The following is a 17900-nucleotide window of genomic DNA, read 5'->3' as shown; positions in this document are numbered from 1 at the left end:
CTTCTCTTGCTAACTTATCACTTAATCTAAGTGTAAGTCGCGCGTCATATTTTCTAAACTATCATCGTGCACAATAATGTTATCTTCAATACGAATACCGCCATAAGGTTTAAACGCTTCAACCTTATCCCAGTTGATGTATTGCTTGTTGTCGGTTTGCGCTAAATCACCTAACAACGAATCAATAAAGTACAAACCAGGTTCAATAGTAAACACCTGATTTTTCTCTATCATACGTGTACAACGTAAAAATGGGTGTCCTTCTGGAGATGCTTGATGTGTACCTTTATCGTCACTCATAAAGCCGCCCACGTCGTGTACTTGTAAACCAAGGTGATGCCCTAAACCATGCGGAAAGAAAGTAGAGGTAATTTTACGCTCTACAATATCTGCAGCCGGTAAGTTAACTATATTAAAGTCGCTAAGAATTTGCGCTATGCGGTTATGACACTCAACATGTAAGTCGCCGTAAAGCATACCTGGCTTTAATCCTTTGCCTAATTCGATTTGCGTCGTCGTCATTGTATTAACTAGCTCAGCAAATTCACCCTGCTTTTTGAAGTCATAAGTACGCGTTATATCTGCGGCGTAGCCGTTAAAGTTTGCGCCAGCATCAATTAAAAATGAGTTATGCGTTTGCGGTGCGTTTGGCTCAAAATGAGTGTAATGCAAAATAGCGCAGTTTTCGTTAAGCGCCACTATATTGCCATACGGCATTTCGTTTTCGCTTTGGCGTGTAGCCATAAGGTACGCTTGTTGAATATCAAACTCACTACCACCATTAAAAAAAGTGTCGCGTGCAGCTTTATGGCCATCAACCGCTATGCGGTTAGCATTACGTAAACACTCAAGTTCATACTGCGTTTTGTATGCTCTATTAAAGTGTAAATAGTTAAGCACGGGCTCTGGGTTCATTATGCTAAAGCCAAGTGCTTGAGCTACTTCTATGTATTCGCCCATGTAAGCGTACTTTGCTTTGTCATAAGGAAGTAGCTTTTCAACCTGATCGGGTTGTAACAATAGTTCTATATCAAAATACTCAGCCCAAAAATCACGTGGTTCGTCAGGTACTTTATGCCAAAAATCAACAGGACGATAAAAAATAAGCTTAGGTTTGTCGCTACCATTAACAACAATCCAGCAATGTGGATTATCAATAACAGGTAACCAAGCTTTAAAGTGAGGATTAACTTTAAACGGGTAATACATGTCGTCTAAAAATTGGCGCTTTGCTTGGCCAGAGTGAATAACTAATCCTTCTAACCCTTCGCTTTCGCAAATTGTACGAGTACGCTGCTGCAGTGTTGCAATATGTTCGGCGTATAAAACGGCTAATTTATCCATTGTTAATCCATCTGTTAAATTTAACTTGCTTTGAGTCTACCACTTATAGCTATTACGCTCAAAAAAGGGGGATGGCCCACTGTGAGCACAATCCCCCTTATTTAAACTTATGTTTACTAACCGCCTATTTTCATTTCCAGTATAGGAGCCAGTAAATTACCCTCTCGGCCCATACGAGTATGATATACCTGCCTGTAAGCAAATACATTTTTGACATAATCGCGTGTTTCTCTATACGGAATAAGCTCTATCCATAACTCTGCTGGCATTGCATCATCAGGCACCCAACGTTTTATACGATGGTAGCCTGCGTTATAAGATGCTGTAGCAAGTATTTCGTTACCATGGTTTTTCTTTTTCAAGTAACGTAAATAACTGGTACCTAACCTAATATTTGTTTTAGGTTGATATAATCGACTATTAGACACACTGCCTTTATTTACATACTTAGCGGTACTTGGCAGCAATTGCATTAAACCTCGTGCATTAGCACTTGATCGCGCGTCAGGAGCAAATGAGCTTTCACGCCTTGCAATAGCAATACTCCAAGCTACATCTATTTTATTACGCTTGCTGTAGCGCTCAAATATGTCTTGAAAAGCAAATGGAAAACGTTGTTCAACATTATCCCAGGCTTTTATTTTAGCGAGTGTGAATATCGTGCTGTCGTGCCACCCCAAATTGGTAGATAAAACAGAGGCTGCAAGCTTTTCTTCTTCATTTGAAGTGTTTGTTAAGTAATTCCATTCACGTCTCGCTGAAGTAACACGATCTAACTCATATAATGCTTTTGAACGTTTAAAACCAGGGGCATTACTCACCTTTGCAATTAATTGCTCACTAACCACTTTTGGTTGATTATTTAGATCAATCGGCAAACCTAAACGCGCAGCGGCTAAAAAACCGTAGTAGTCTCGGTTAGTCGCAATACTTTGCCACATTTTTTTAGCTGTTTGATCGTCACCGCGTTCTGCATAACTATACGCAAGCCAATATTGCTGACCTAAGCTAAGATTTTCTTTGCCTGTAAAAAACGCAGCAATACCTGCCCAATCTTGGGTTTTAAGCATGTTACCAAGCTGCCATTGCATTAATTTGTTGTCTTGGCGCTCTTTTGGCACTTTGTTTAACCAAAAACTGGCTTGCTTATGCCCGCTAGAAGCAAGTGATAAAGCAAAGGTGTAGTATAAATCTGCCTTTTCTTTATCGCTGTAGTTAAACATACGCTCTATTTTTTCCCATGCGCGCAGCGCTAGTTCTTTGTCGCGCCAAATTAGACGCTTAACACCATAAAGTGCAATTTCACCCTCTTTAGGCGATTTATTTTTATAGCGATATAACCCCGCCGCAGCGCTTGGGTCGCGGCGAACTTTTAAATATAAGTCAGCAAGGTAACGCTCATTTTTTGGTAAAAGTGTTTTTAAATAAGGTAGTAGGCTTTGCGTTCCGCCTTGCGCGGCAAGTGTAATTCGTTGCCATACAGTATCGGCATTCATATAGCCTTTTTTGCGCCAGTACGAGAATAACGAATCGCACTCCTTAGGTTGTGACTTTCCCACCGTCCATAAATCCGTCACCTGATTTAAAATGGCTTTTTCTGGGGCGCCTAAATCTAATTGATAACCCAAATATGTACAGGTGTATTCAGCGTTGCTCGTGTCGCGGTAATTACGAATATACGCCGCTTTTCTATTATTTTTTTCAAGATACTCCAGCCATACTTTACGAACGGGCCATTCAAGTGGCGTATGCTGATATATATTTAAGTAATCTTCTATTTCTGCTTGATATTTTATGCTCGGGTTTCGTTGCCAGTATGTTTTTTCTACATACGGTTTTAGTGGGTGGTTTAGGTTATTAACTACGTTTTTAAACTCGCGGTAACTTGCGTTGCGTACTTTTTTTTCAGCATCTAAAAATGCGTCGTTATCGATGCTAGCCTCGGCAGAATAAAGAGGAAAAATAAAAGCAGCTGCCGCAAAACTAAATAATTGTTTTTTCATAATGTCCTTTAATAAAAAATTAAAGTAGTGAATAAAAGCTTTTTCACCACCTTAGCACCAAACCAGCTATATTTTAACCAGTCGTTTGTAACCGAGTTAAATTTTTCGTTGCATTTTCTACTCAAAGCAAGCACACTGATTGAAATGCAAACTCATCGTACCAGTCTTAGTTCGTCAACTAGGGAGAATAAAATGTTATATAAAAGCGATTCCTTTGAAGTTAGCTTCCTAAAGGAAAACATCGCCGAGTTTAAGTTTTGTGTTGCAGGTTCTGTAAACACATTATCTCAAAAAACTCTTTCAGATTGTGCAGCAGCATTAAAAGAATTAGCTGCTAATTCTGATATCAAAGGCATGGTTTTTACCAGTGATAAAGACCACTTTATTATTGGCGCCGACATCTTCGAATTTTTACCTACATTTACTAAACCTGAAGAAGATTTAGTCGTGTGGATCAAAAACGCAACTGACGTTTTTGATGCAATTGAAGATCTTCCATTCCCAACTCTAAGCGTTGTAAACGGCTTAGCACTTGGCGGCGGATGTGAGTGGGCACTTGCTACCGATTATCGTGTTGCAAGCGAAAGCGCTAAAATGGGCCTACCAGAAGTTAAACTTGGCATAATGCCTGGTTTTGGTGGCACAGTGCGCTTACCACGTATCATTGGCGCAGATAACGCCATGATGTGGATCACCTCTGGCGCTGAAAACCGCGCAGCTGACGCCCTTAAAGTAGGTGCGTTTGACGCAGTAGTTAGTGCTGACAAACTTTTAGAGTCAAGTGTAGCAACACTTGAGTTAGCGATTGCAGGCAAGCTAGATTGGCAAGCAAAACGCAACGCAAAACTACAGCCACTTAAATTAAACCGTGTTGAGCAAGGTATGAGCTTTGCTATGGCAGAAGGTATGGTAATGGGTAAAACCAAAGGCCACTATCCTGCTCCGGTTATGGCAGTGCGTACTATTAAAGCAGCGGCAAACTGTACTCGCGATGAAGCAATGGCAATCGAAAATGCTAACTTTGCAAAACTTGCGCGTACCAACGAAGCTGCAGCGCAAACGGGCATTTTCTTAAATGACCAGTTCATCAAAGGTAAAGCACGCAAACTTGCTAAGCACAGCGATGTAGAAATCAAACAAGCTGCAGTATTAGGCGCGGGTATTATGGGCGGCGGTATTGCATATCAGTCTGCTTATAAAGGCACACCAATCATAATGAAAGACATCCAACAAGATGCGCTTGATTTAGGTATGGGTGAAGCGTCTAAATTATTAGGTGCAAAAGTTAAGCGTGGCCACATGCCAATGGAAAAAATGTTGGCAACACTAAGCAAAATTAAGCCAACACTTAACGATGCAGACCTACAAGACGCTAACATTATTGTTGAAGCCGTTGTAGAAAACCCTAAAGTTAAGCAAGCAGTATTAGCAGACCTTGAAAAGAACATGCCAGAAGGCACTGTACTTACATCAAATACGTCGACTATCTGTATTGACCTACTTGCTGAAGCACTTGATAAACCAGAAAACTTCTGTGGTATGCACTTTTTCAACCCAGTGCCAAAAATGCCATTAGTAGAAATTATCCGTGGTGCAAAAACGTCAGACAAAACAATTAACGCAGTCGTTGATTACGCCCTTAAACTTGGCAAGTCTCCTATTGTTGTAAACGATTGCCCAGGCTTTTTTGTAAACCGTGTTTTATTCCCTTACTTTGCAGGCTTTAGCAAATTAGTTGTTGAAGGCGCTAACTTTGCAAAAGTAGATAAAGTAATGGAAAACGTATTTGGCTGGCCTATGGGTCCGGCTTACCTACTTGATGTTGTAGGTATTGATACGGCTTATCATTGTACTGGCGTAATGGCTGACGGTTTCCCTGAGCGTATGGAACGTGCAGAAAAAGATCCGGTAACTGTTTTTGCTAACGAAAAACGTTTTGGTCAAAAGAACAAAGCAGGTTTTTACAAGTACGAAACAGACCGTCGTGGTCGTCTTAAAAAATCAAGCGATGCAACAGCCGTTGAGCTACTAGCGCCAATTACTGATGCACCGAAAGAATTCGATAAGCAAGAAATCATTGACCGTTGTATGATTCCAATGATCAACGAAGTACTTCTTTGTTTACAAGAAGGCATTGTTGCTTCTCCACAAGAAGCTGACATGGCACTTGTTTACGGCGTTGGTTTCCCTCCATTTAGAGGCGGCGCGTTCCGTTACTTAGATCAAACTGGTTTAGCTAACTTTGTTGCAGCAGCAGACAAATACGCTCACCTAGGTGCGATTTACCAAGTATCAGAGCAAACTCGCAAATGGGCTGAAGAAGGCCGTGTTTTCTATAAGGTGGAAGGTTAATATCATGAATAATCCAGTAATTGTAGATTGTATCCGCACACCAATGGGTCGCTCAAAAGGCGGCGTATTTAAAAACAAGCGTGCGGAAGACTTAAGCGCTCATTTAATGAAGGGCTTACTAAAACGCAACCCAGCGGTTGATCCAGCATCAATCGACGACATTTATTGGGGTTGTGTACAGCAAACATTAGAGCAAGGCTTTAACGTTGCACGTAACGCATCACTACTTGCGGGTATTCCACACTCAGTACCAGCAACCACAGTTAACCGCTTATGTGGTTCGTCAATGCAAGCATTGCACGACGCAGCACGCGCCATTATGACGGGCGCAGGCGACACTTACCTAATTGGTGGTGTTGAGCACATGGGCCACGTTCCTATGACTCACGGTAACGACTTTCACCCAGGCTTAGCAACTTCAATTGCACAAGCGTCTGGCTCTATGGGTTTAACAGCAGAATACCTTGCTACTATTCACGGTATTAGCCGTCAGCAGCAAGATGAATTTGCATACCGTTCGCACCAACGTGCACATGCTGCAACAGTTGAAGGCCGTTTCCGCCGCGAAATTTTAGCAATGGAAGGTCATGCAGCAGATGGTTCTTTAATTTTAGTTGAAGATGATGAAGTAATTCGTCCTGAAACAACAGTTGAAGGTTTATCTCAGCTTCGCCCAGTATTTAACCCAGCTTCGGGTTCTGTTACAGCGGGTACGTCTTCAGCACTTTCTGACGGCGCATCAGCCATGTTAGTAATGAGCGAAGAAAAAGCAAAAGAGCTAGGTTTACCAATTCGTGCGCGCATTAAAGCAATGGCGGTTGCCGGTTGCGATCCATCAATCATGGGTTACGGCCCAGTACCAGCAAGTAAAAAAGCACTTGCCCAAGCTGGTATCACTATTGATGACATCGACGTAGCTGAGCTTAATGAAGCCTTTGCTGCGCAATCACTACCAGTACTTAAAGACTTAGGTTTAGCTGATGTGGTTGACGAAAAAGTTAACTTGAATGGCGGCGCTATTGCACTGGGTCACCCTCTGGGTTGTTCTGGTTCGCGTATTAGCACCTCGCTAATTCACTTAATGGAAGACAAAAATGCTAAGTACGGTTTAGCGACAATGTGTATTGGTTTAGGCCAAGGTATCGCAACTGTATTTGAGCGTGTTCAAGACTAATACTCTTAACACGTAAACCATCTTGGTGAGTAAAAAGGCGCACTGACGAAAGTTAGTTCGCCTTTTTTATTTGCCAAATTTTAAGGCGCTATACTAACGCAATTTAGTTTTGTGTTGTTGTGATCGGGTTTATAATTTGGCGTTGATATAAATACACTTAAATTAAAACTGATCCAGATCTAAGTAAATTAGTTAATTTATACTTAAAATTACGCTAAACTTTGGCGCAACAAAAAATCTGACTACTTGTAAAGTCACAGATTTGAAAACTATTTACAGGCATACGTACTATGAATTTTGATAACCCCGATCACCAATTAGATGCCATTGGCCTTCGCTGCCCCGAGCCTGTAATGATGGTACGTGCTGCTATTCGTAAAATGAACGACGGTGAAACACTGTTAATAACCGCTGATGACCCATCAACCACCCGTGATATTCCAAGCTTTTGTGTATTTATGGATCACACGCTGGTGGCTAAAGATGCCGATGAAGCACCGTATAGATATGTGGTGAAGAAAGGGTTGTAAAGTTCTCAGTTCTCAGTTCTCAGTTCTCAGTTTTAAAATAGAAACCGTGCTCGTTAAATCAAGTACGGTTTTTTTACTTCTCTTTACGCTAAAAACTGACAACTATAAACATTCTGCTATTTCTTAGTAATAGTCACTTTTGGCTCTTCATAGTCACTAAAATCAATGCTTACTATGTATGTGCCTTTTATCGCAGGTGTGTAACTAAAGTAATTATAAATAGTATTACAGTCTGCCGTTGCAGCTTGCCCAAGTGTTAAACTTTGACCTTGTGGGTATGAGTCGCTGTAACCACAGTTAAAGCCTTCACTAAAATCGGCATCGGCAATTTTGAATTCGTACACTTTACCTGGTGTGCTAAATTTTACCTGTGCTTGATACAGTGCTGGGCCCACTAAGTTAAATTGATACTGTGGCTCTGCGTCCCATAAAGTAAAATCGCCTCGCAGGTACATGGTGCGGTCGAGTTCTTTTTGTGGCAATACATCGTTAATTGATATTTGGCTTGAACATGCACTGAGTAACCCAGCAATAGCGAGTGGTATTATTTTTTTTATTAAAATCATCAATTTTTATCCTATTCATTATACCTATTAGCTTAATTAAGTTAGGTAGGTATTAAAACTAAAAAGCCAGCGTTATGCTGGCTTTTTAAATTGCTAATGGTTGTTATTTTTGTAAAACAGAAATATCTGCAATATCCAAAAATAAACTACTTAACTGACTTAATAGCGCAAGGCGATTTTGCTTAACAGCTTCATCGTCGGCCATAACCATTACGTTGTCAAAAAAGTTATCAACACTTTCACGAATGCCTGCCAATTGGCTAAGCGCTTCTTGGTAGTTTCCATCGGCATAAAGTGGTGCAAGCTCAGTTGCAAATTTTGCCACTTGTGATGCTAATACTTTTTCAGCGTCGTCGCTTAATAAGCTCTCATCAACATTGCCTTGGCTTGTGATATCGTTTTTAGCAAGAATGTTACTTACGCGTTTATTTGCGGCTGCAAGGGCTTCTGCTGCGTCTAAAGTACGGAAGTGGCTCACTGCTTTAACACGACGGTCAAAATCAACTGGTTTAGTTGGACGACGTGCTAACACAGCTTGAATAACATCTACTTCAATACCTTCGTCTTGATACCATGCACGGAAACGCCCTAGCATAAATTCAAATACGTCGGTTGATACATTTAGATTAGTTAGCTTATCGCCAAACAATGTTTGTGCTTTTGCTACTAGGTCTAAAATATCAAGAGGTAACTCTTTTTCTACCATAATACGCAGTGCACCAATAGCAGCACGACGAAGTGCAAATGGGTCTTTATCGCCTTTTGGTGCTTGGCCTATACCAAAAATACCCACCAGCGTATCAAACTTATCTGCAATGGCTACTGCACAACTAATTAGGTTTGTAGGTAAGTTGTCGCCTGCAAAGCGTGGCATGTATTGCTCGTTTTGTGCAAGCGCTACATCTTCTGCTTCACCGTCAAAGCGAGCGTAATGCATTCCCATTACACCTTGTACATCGGTAAATTCCATTACCATTTCGGTCATTAAGTCTGTTTTACTTAATAGGCCTGCACGTTTCGCTAAGTCTTTATCTGCGCCTAATTGCTCAGCAATATACCCTGCAATTTCGCTAATACGCTCAGACTTATCTTTAAGCGTACCTAACTGCTTTTGGAATAAAACGGTATCAAGCGATTCTAAACGGCTTTCTAATGTTTTCTTTTTGTCGGTCTCAAAGAAGAACTGTGCATCAGCCAAACGTGGGCGTACAACTTTTTCGTTACCAGAAATTACTACGCTTGGATCTTTACTCTCGATGTTAGATACAAACAAAAACTTATTTAAAAGCTTGCCGTTTTGATCTAATAACGGGAAGTATTTTTGATCGTCCTTCATAGTGTAAATTAGCGCTTCGGCTGGTACATCTAAAAATGCTTCTTCAAATGTTGCCGTTAAAGTAACTGGCCACTCTACCAGTGATGTTACTTCTTCTAGTAAATCTTCATCCATTGCAACAACAGCGTTAACTGCGCTTGCAGCTTCTTCTATTTGTGCACGTATTTGCGCTTTACGTTGTTCGTAATCAGCAATAACGTAAGCCGATTTAAGTACATCAAAAACCTCATCAGCATGGTTAATGCTAATTTTTTCTGGGTGATGAAAACGGTGACCTTGAAGTTGGTTACTTACTTGCTTACCAAGAATCTCACCTTCTAGCAATTCGCTACCAAATAAAATAGTGACGGTATGAACTGGGCGAATAAATTGTGTTTTATTCGCACCCCAGCGCATTGGCTTTGGTATTGGTAATTTACTTAACGCTTTTGCGATAGCATCTGCCATTAGCGTTTTAGTTTCTTGCCCTGCTACTTTAGCAATGTGCAATAACCATGCGCCTTTATCCGTTTCAAGTGTTTGTGCTTCACTTACCTCAATACCACAACCGCGTGCCCAACCCATTGCTGCTTTTGTAGGGTTACCTTCACTATCAAATGCTGCTTTAGTTGCTGGGCCGCGCTTTTCAACTTCTTTGTCCTGTTGTTTAGCTTCAAGTGCTTTAACTTGTAAACCTAAACGACGAGGCGATGCATACCAGCTTACGCCTTGATGTGCTAATTCTAGCGATTCTAACTCTTGAGTTAAATTTGCAGCAAATGCCTCGGCAAGTTTACGCAACGACTTTGGTGGTAACTCTTCAGTGCCAATTTCTACTAATAAATTTTGTGCTGTCATGCTTACTTATCCTTACACAGCGGGAAATCAAGCGCTTCGCGTGCATCGTAATAACTTTGTGCACACGCTTTTGATAACGCACGAACACGTAAAATATAACGCTGACGTTCTGTAACCGATATAGCATGGCGCGCGTCTAATAGGTTAAATGCATGCGATGCTTTCATCACTTGCTCGTAGGCAGGAAGTGGTAAATTTGCTTCTATTAACTTTTGGCTCTCAGCTTCACACTTATCAAACTGCGCAAACAAGTCTTCTACGTTTGCATGTTCAAAGTTGTAAGTAGATTGCTCTACTTCATTTTGATGAAATACATCGCCGTAAGTTACACGCCCTAGTGGACCGTCTGCCCATACTAGGTCGTAAATGCTATCTACGCCTTGAATATACATCGCTAAACGCTCTAGGCCGTAAGTAATTTCACCTGTTACTGGTGAGCACTCTAATCCGCCTACTTGTTGGAAGTAGGTAAATTGCGTTACCTCCATACCGTTTAACCAAATTTCCCACCCTAAGCCCCATGCGCCAAGCGTTGGTGATTCCCAGTTATCTTCTACAAAGCGTACTTCGTGAGTTAGGGTATCAATACCCATTGCTTCTAGTGAGCCTAAGTAAAGCTCTTGAATGTTATCTGGTGATGGCTTTAAGACTACCTGAAATTGGTAGTAATGTTGTAAGCGGTTTGGGTTTTCACCATAGCGGCCATCCGTAGGACGGCGACACGGTTGTACGTATGCGCTAGACATTGGCTCAGGGCCAATTGATTTCAAAAATGTTTGCGGGTGAAATGTCCCAGCGCCCACTTCCATATCAAGTGGTTGAATAATGACACAGCCTTGCTGTGCCCAATAATCCTGTAAAGCCAGGATCAAACCTTGGAAGGTTTTTACGTCGTATTTTTGCATATTTGGCTTTTTACTATCTAAGAAGTAGCGTGAAAATTATCCTTAGTATACCGTGTGTACACTCAGGTTTTAAGCAGTTTGTGTATTTGTAGAAAATAAAAAAGGAGCCCTTAGGCTCCTTTTTATTATCTAAATATGTTTTTACACGTCTAAGTTAACTACGCGTAGTGCGTTAGTTTCAATAAAGTCACGACGTGGCTCTACCTGATCGCCCATAAGCGTAGCAAATAACTGATCCGCGCCTACAGCATCTTCAATGGTTACTTGTAACATACGGCGTGCGCCTGGATCCATGGTAGTTTCCCAAAGTTGATCTGGGTTCATCTCACCCAACCCTTTGTAGCGTTGGATATAGATCCCGCGCTTAGATTCAGTGATCAACCACTCCAAAGCATCCACAAAGTTATCAACAGGTTTTGTTTTCTCACCGCGTTGAATATAAGCACCTTCTGTAATGATGTTTGCAATGTTAACACCAGTCACAGCAATACGTTGGTAGTCACGCGATGTGATGAAGTCGTAGCTTAGTACGTGAGACTTATCTACACCGTGTTGACGAATATTCACAACAGGATAATACAAGTTACGCTCTGCATCATACTGAGTTGCAGCGTTGAAAATAGTTGCATCTTCGTCACGGTCAACTAAATCGTCAACAAGCTCTTTTGTCCACGCAATTACTTTAGCTTCGTCTGCAAGGTCTTCTTTTGTTAATTCGCTTTGGTAGATTAAACGTTCCATTACCGTGTTAGGGTATTTACGTTTTAAGCGCTCGATTACTTTAACTGTATTTTGGTAATCGTGAACTATTTTCTCTAATGCTTCACCTTCAAGCGCAGATGCATCGGCACTTGTGTATAAAGCTGCATTATTAAGTGCAAGCGATGTTAAGTACTCAACAAGTGCTGGGTCATCTTTAATATAGCGCTCTTGCTTACCTTTTTTCACTTTATAAAGTGGTGGTTGAGCAATATATATATATCCGCGCTCTACAATTTCCGGCATTTGACGATAGAAGAATGTAAGCAATAAAGTACGAATATGAGAACCATCTACGTCCGCATCGGTCATGATGATAATACGGTGATAACGTAGTTTTTCAGGGTTATATTCGTCACGGCCAATACCACAACCTAATGCAGTAATTAGTGTTGCAACTTCTTGTGAAGACAGCATTTTATCAAAACGTGCTTTTTCTACGTTTAGAATTTTACCTTTAAGCGGAAGAATCGCCTGATTCTTACGGTTACGACCCTGCTTGGCTGAACCGCCAGCAGAGTCCCCTTCCACTATGTAAAGTTCTGATTGTGCAGGATCTTTTTCCTGACAATCGGCTAATTTACCCGGTAAACCGGCAAGATCCATTGCGCCTTTACGACGTGTCATTTCACGCGCTTTACGTGCCGCTTCACGCGCACGTGATGCATCTATAATTTTCCCAACAACAATTTTTGCATCTACTGGGTTTTCTAATAAAAACTCAGTGAACTTCTCAGCCATTGCTTGTTCTACGGCAGACTTTACTTCGCTAGATACTAGCTTATCTTTTGTTTGCGAAGAGAACTTAGGATCAGGAACTTTAACACTAATTACAGCAGTCAAACCTTCACGCGCATCGTCACCGGTTGCGTTACTGGTTGTTTTTGCTTTCTTGTTAAAGCCTTCTTTTTCCATAAAGTTATTAAGTGTACGTGTTAACGCAGATCTAAAACCGGCTAAGTGAGTACCACCATCACGTTGTGGAATGTTATTTGTAAAACAGTAAATGTTTTCTTGGTATGCGTCATTCCATTGCATTGATACTTCAACGCTAATTCCGTCTTCTACACGCTCATGTGTAAAGTGGAAAACGCCTTTATGAATAGGTGTTTTGTTACGGTTAATGTATTCAACAAATGCCTGAATACCACCTTCGTATTTAAAGTGGTCGCTTTTATTTTCTTCACGCTCATCATTTAAAATGATACTAACGCCCGAGTTAAGGAACGACAGTTCACGTAGGCGTTTTGCTAAAATATCGTAATGAAAATCTAAATTAGTGAATGTTTCTGCACTTGGCCAAAAACGTAGTTCCGTACCCGTTGTTTCAGAATCTCCAATAACAGCAAGTGGCGCATCTGGCACACCCATAGTGTAAAACTGCTCATGAAGTTTACCTTCTCGACGCACGGTTAGTTTTAATTTTTCTGAAAGTGCGTTTACAACCGAAACACCCACACCATGCAAGCCGCCTGATACTTTATAAGAGTTATCATCAAACTTACCACCAGCATGAAGTACCGTCATGATTACTTCGGCAGCAGAAACGCCTTCTTCTTCATGGATAGACACTGGGATACCACGGCCATTATCTCTAACCGATACAGAGCCATCTAAGTGAATCGTTACAAAAATATCATCACAATGACCAGCAAGGGCTTCGTCTATTGAGTTATCAACGACCTCAAACACCATGTGGTGTAAGCCTGTGCCATCATCGGTGTCCCCTATATACATCCCAGGACGCTTTCTTACTGCGTCTAATCCTTTAAGTACTTTAATACTCGACGAGTCATAATTCTCAGACATGGTTAATCCCACTTATCTTGTTATTAGGTTGCCATGTTTCACGTGGAACATTTTTAGTTCTCGTTGCATGGGTTCCACCACAGCAGAAATACTCTCAGATAAAATTGAAGAGATAAATATTTGAGAACTGCAGTGAGACAATAGTTGTCCAACTTTCTCTTTTGTATCTTCGCCTAACTCTGAGGGTAAATCATCTATTAGCAATATAGATTGCTTATCGGTCTCTGACTCAATTAAGCTATTTTGCGTTACTTTTAACGCATACAATAATAACTTTAACTGCCCGCGTGAGAACGTATTCTCTACACTGTTGCCAGCGACACTGAAACTAAAGTCGGCCTTATGTGGGCCTTTACTTGTAAATCCTTGGCGAGCATCTCGCTCAAAGTTTTGCTCTAACGCATCTGCAAGAGATTCATTCTCTTTCCAGCCTGCATTAAACGTCATTTCTAAATCGCGTATAAGCGTTAATTCTGAACACATTTTATCAAAAAATTGCTGTTTAAACCTACTTATATACGCCAATCTTAATTTATTTATTTCTTCAGCCAGTCTAACAAATTCTTTGTCCCAAAACTTAATTTGGTCAAAATAATTCTTAGGCTTAGATTTTAGTAAAGCATTACGCTGTTTTAATACTTTATTAAACGATTGCCACAAGTAAAAAAACTCATGTTCCACGTGGAACAAACCTAAGTCTAAAAACTTTCTACGCTCTTTTGGCCCACCAAAAAATAAGGAATAACTTTCAGGCGTAATAATTTGAACAGGCATAAGCTGTGCAAGCTCAGATATTTTACGGCTCGCTTTACCCTGAATCTTTAAATTTGTTTCACCTAAACGCGTTTTGCTAATACCAATAGGAATTGATAAATCATGCACCGTCTTTCGGCCATGAATTACAAATTGCTCTTGCTGGTGTGCAATAATGCTTTTGTGCTTTGGTGTTCTAAAAGACTTGCCGTGAGAAAGGTAATAAATAGCTTCTAAAAGGCTGGTTTTTCCGCTGCCATTTTCACCATATATAATGTTTACGCCATTAACAGGTTCTAGCGTCAGCGCCTCAATATTACGAAAATATTTGAGGCTCAAATGACTTAAGCTCATTATATGTTTGTGATCTTATAAACGCATAGGCATAACAACATACATTGCTTCATCATCACCAGCACCTTCTATTAGTGCACTGCTGTTTGAGTCTGCTAACGTAAACTGTACATCTTCAGTTTTTAATGTGTTTAATACATCCAAAACGTATGAAACATTAAAACCAATCTCTAACTCATCACCTTGATAATTTACTTCAACAACCTCTTCAGCTTGTTCTTGCTCTGGGTTATTGGCAGTAATTTTTAATAAACCATTTGATAAGTTTAAGCGTACACCACGAAATTTCTCATTTGATAAAATAGATACACGCTGAAAAGCATTTCGTAACCATTCACGGTTAGCAATAATTGTTTTATCACCGCCTCGTGGAAGTACACGACGGTAATCAGGAAAACGACCATCAACTAGTTTACTGGTAAACGTAAACTCAATGTCAATAATGCGAATGTGGTTAGCACCGAATTGAATAGTGACTAGCTCATCGTCGGCAACCATAAGGCGCATGATCTCTTGCACACCTTTACGTGGAATAATTAATTGGCGTTGAGTATTCAGTGATTGAGTAAGCTTTTTCTGTGCAATCGCCAAGCGGTGTCCGTCGGTAGCCACCGTTTTAATATCGCTATTATCAACTTCAAACGACATACCGTTTAAGTAATAACGTACATCTTGGTTTGCCATTGAAAAGTGCGTGCTTTCAAGTAATTTACGAAGCTCTAAACGCGTTAGTTGAAATTCAACTTCACCATCCCATTCTTCTAAATTGGGGAAGTCAGCCGCTGATAACGTTGTAAGTGAAAAACGACTTTTACCACTCGTTAATAACAACTGGTGGTCTTGTAAGCTTAACGTAATGTCTGAACCTTCAGGTAGACTTTTACAAATATCGAGTAACTTTTTAGCAGGTAAAGTTAATTTTGTATCGGCAATATCATCACCAACAAAAACACCAGACACTAATTCAATTTCAAGGTCGGTCCCTGTCATCGAAAGCTGTCCGTTTTCTACTACTAACAAAACGTTAGATAAAATTGGTAACGTATGCTTACGCTCAATTGCACCCGATACTTGAACCAATGGCTTTAAAAATTGTTGTCTTGATATTGTTATTTGCATAAAAAAGTCAGCCCTAAGATGACAATGTTCTTATTAAATTTTGATAATCTTCTTTAATTTCGTGACTTTCATCACGTAACGATTTTATTTTACGACACGCATGTAAAACCGTTGTATGGTCACGACCACCAAACGCGTCTCCAATCTCAGGTAAACTGTGATTGGTTAATTCTTTAGACAGCGCCATAGCAACCTGACGTGGCCTTGCTATTGAGCGGCTTCGGCGTTTAGAAAGTAAATCCGAGACACGAATTCGATAATATTCAGCCACTGTACGCTGTATATTATCAATTGTGACGAGCTTATCTTGCAGCGCCAATAAGTCACGCAATGCTTCTTTTACAAAGTCGATAGAAATAGGACGTCCAGTGAAGTTTGCATTTGCAATTACACGGTTAAGTGCGCCTTCAAGTTCACGTACATTTGAACGTAATTTTTTTGCAATGAAAAAAGCCACTTCATGAGGTAAATTTATTTTACTCTGCTGCGCCTTTTTCATCAAAATAGCGACACGTGTTTCAAGCTCTGGTGGCTCAATAGCAATTGTTAATCCCCAACCAAAACGAGACTTAAGCCTGTCTTCTACCCCTTCAATTTCTTTAGGGTAACGGTCAGAAGTTAAAATAATTTGCTGATTACCTTCAAGCAACGCATTAAAGGTATGAAAAAACTCTTCTTGAGAACGTTCTTTATTGGCAAAAAATTGAATGTCATCAATCATTAATGCATCAACACTACGGTAATAACGTTTAAATTCTTCTATTGCATTATTTTGTAGTGCTTTAACCATATCTTGTACAAAACGCTCTGAATGCATATACACAATTTTAGCATCAGGCTTATTTGCCATAATGCCATTACCTACAGCATGGAGTAAGTGCGTTTTACCTAAGCCCGTACCACCGTATATAAATACAGGGTTAAATGCAGAGCCAGGGTTATCGGCCACTTGAGTTGCAGCCGCTTTTGCTAATTGGTTAGATTTACCCTCAACAAAACTATCAAAGGTGTAGTTTTCTTTAATGTTTGATTTATAGCCCGATTTAGGTGCGGGTTCAACAACCGGTTTTTGCTCACGCGGCTGTTGCTTTGCTGATGCTTGAATACTAGGTGCAGGCTGTGCTTCTGTAGCAGGTGCAACCTGTGTATTTAAAAGTGGTTTGCTACCTACATCAAAACGAAGTTCCGGTGCTTCGTCACCACAAATCTCCACGAGTAGTTCGTTAATGCGGTTAAGGTATTTTTCTCTCACCCAATCAAGCACAAAGCGATTAGGTGCATAAATAGTCAGAGTATCTTCGGTACTTTCTGCTTGAAGTGGTCTTACCCACATACTGAACTGCTGCGAAGGCAATTCATCTTGCAATACATATAAACAACTTTGCCAAACCGACAGATACACAGTTAAACTCCCAGAGATATAATTTTTATTCCCGCACATCAAAAATGGTTAAAAACCATGCATTTATTGCGTTTAAATAGCCAAATAAGCGGCCCAAGACCAAGTATTATGAAGGCACTTTATCCACAAGTAAAAGGCTGATTTTTATAAAATTATGTATAACGACATGAAAAAAAGCTAACAACCTGATTTAATTAAATTTTTAATTATTAGCCTGATAACAGATCATAACAAAATAACACCAAGATCGCGAACCAATTTTACGATCCAATTTACTTTTCCCCCGCTTTTATTCACTTTTTATACAAGGGCTGTGGAAAACTTCTTATTTATGATGATCCTACTAGATCGCGCTTTACGATCACTAACTGCCTGCTTAATAAACACGGTGCTTAACGCGTAATTATGATTGACTTTAGGTCGTTTCATCTATAATATCTCGCGCTCGCAATGGCACCTGTGCCAGGATCGCGACCTGCATAGGATGTTTTAACTTTAACCGATCGGATGAGATTGTTATGAAAAGAACTTTTCAACCTAGCGTTTTAAAACGCAAACGTGCACACGGTTTCCGTGCTCGCATGGCAACTGTAAATGGCCGTAAAGTATTAGCACGTCGCCGCGCTAAAGGCCGCAAAGTTCTTTCTGCTTAATTTA

Annotated in this window: 13 protein-coding genes; 4 read left to right on the top strand and 9 right to left on the bottom strand. The window is 40.4% G+C overall.

The window, feature by feature from the left end; all coding sequences use genetic code 11:
• Positions 1–21 precede the first annotated feature (21 nt).
• Complete coding sequence (gene pepQ, locus R0J88_RS15625) at positions 22–1344, bottom strand: Xaa-Pro dipeptidase (RefSeq protein ID WP_039038509.1); 1323 nt, start codon at positions 1342–1344, stop codon at positions 22–24.
• Between the two features lie 116 nt (positions 1345–1460).
• Entirely contained in the window at positions 1461–3347 is a 1887-nt protein-coding gene (locus R0J88_RS15620; protein ID WP_410900379.1) for a transglycosylase SLT domain-containing protein, read from the bottom strand.
• Between the two features lie 192 nt (positions 3348–3539).
• Here R0J88_RS15620 and fadB point away from each other — a divergent pair, with 192 nt between their 5' ends.
• The 3 genes from fadB (at position 3540) to tusA (ending at position 7403) form a co-directional block, all read left to right on the top strand.
• The gene (gene fadB / locus R0J88_RS15615; RefSeq protein ID WP_410900378.1) at positions 3540–5699 is read left to right on the top strand and encodes a fatty acid oxidation complex subunit alpha FadB; all 2160 of its coding nucleotides are present in this window, start codon (positions 3540–3542) and stop codon (positions 5697–5699) included.
• A 4-nt stretch (positions 5700–5703) separates the two neighbouring features.
• The gene (gene fadA / locus R0J88_RS15610; RefSeq protein ID WP_410900377.1) at positions 5704–6873 is read left to right on the top strand and encodes an acetyl-CoA C-acyltransferase FadA; all 1170 of its coding nucleotides are present in this window, start codon (positions 5704–5706) and stop codon (positions 6871–6873) included.
• 290 nt (positions 6874–7163) lie between these two features.
• A complete protein-coding gene (gene tusA / locus R0J88_RS15605; RefSeq protein ID WP_006793987.1) occupies positions 7164–7403 on the top strand; it encodes a sulfurtransferase TusA in 240 nt (79 codons plus the stop codon).
• 116 nt (positions 7404–7519) lie between these two features.
• Here tusA and R0J88_RS15600 read toward each other — a convergent pair whose 3' ends face one another.
• The 7 genes from R0J88_RS15600 to dnaA all read right to left on the bottom strand — a co-directional run bounded on the left by R0J88_RS15600 (position 7520) and on the right by dnaA (position 17243).
• Positions 7520–7969 (bottom strand): hypothetical protein, encoded by a 450-nt coding sequence (locus tag R0J88_RS15600; RefSeq protein ID WP_410900376.1) that lies wholly within the window; start codon positions 7967–7969, stop codon positions 7520–7522.
• A 103-nt stretch (positions 7970–8072) separates the two neighbouring features.
• Complete coding sequence (gene glyS / locus R0J88_RS15595) at positions 8073–10142, bottom strand: glycine--tRNA ligase subunit beta (RefSeq protein WP_410900375.1); 2070 nt, start codon at positions 10140–10142, stop codon at positions 8073–8075.
• A 2-nt stretch (positions 10143–10144) separates the two neighbouring features.
• Entirely contained in the window at positions 10145–11047 is a 903-nt protein-coding gene (gene glyQ, locus R0J88_RS15590; RefSeq protein ID WP_410900374.1) for a glycine--tRNA ligase subunit alpha, read from the bottom strand.
• Positions 11048–11188: 141 nt separating this feature from the next.
• Positions 11189–13615: a DNA topoisomerase (ATP-hydrolyzing) subunit B gene (gene gyrB, locus R0J88_RS15585; RefSeq protein WP_039038505.1), complete on the bottom strand. Its 2427-nt coding sequence runs from the start codon at positions 13613–13615 to the stop codon at positions 11189–11191.
• A 12-nt stretch (positions 13616–13627) separates the two neighbouring features.
• Positions 13628–14722 carry a DNA replication/repair protein RecF gene (recF, locus tag R0J88_RS15580; RefSeq protein WP_008130777.1) on the bottom strand — a complete coding sequence of 365 codons (1095 nt, stop codon included), beginning with the start codon at positions 14720–14722 and terminating at the stop codon, positions 13628–13630.
• 15 nt (positions 14723–14737) lie between these two features.
• On the bottom strand, positions 14738–15841 hold the full coding sequence (gene dnaN, locus R0J88_RS15575; RefSeq protein ID WP_006793980.1) for a DNA polymerase III subunit beta: 1104 nt from the start codon (positions 15839–15841) through the stop codon (positions 14738–14740).
• A gap of 13 nt (positions 15842–15854) precedes the next feature.
• Positions 15855–17243, bottom strand: coding sequence for a chromosomal replication initiator protein DnaA (dnaA, locus tag R0J88_RS15570; RefSeq protein WP_006793979.1), 1389 nt, complete (start codon positions 17241–17243; stop codon positions 15855–15857).
• Between the two features lie 518 nt (positions 17244–17761).
• Here dnaA and rpmH point away from each other — a divergent pair.
• A complete protein-coding gene (gene rpmH, locus R0J88_RS15565; RefSeq protein WP_004335215.1) occupies positions 17762–17896 on the top strand; it encodes a 50S ribosomal protein L34 in 135 nt (44 codons plus the stop codon).
• Positions 17897–17900 lie beyond the last annotated feature (4 nt).

This window comes from Pseudoalteromonas sp. SIMBA_162 (assembly GCF_046535955.1).
Taxonomy (GTDB): Bacteria; Pseudomonadota; Gammaproteobacteria; order Enterobacterales; family Alteromonadaceae; genus Pseudoalteromonas; species Pseudoalteromonas marina.
This window is presented reverse-complemented; position numbering and strand designations above follow the sequence as displayed.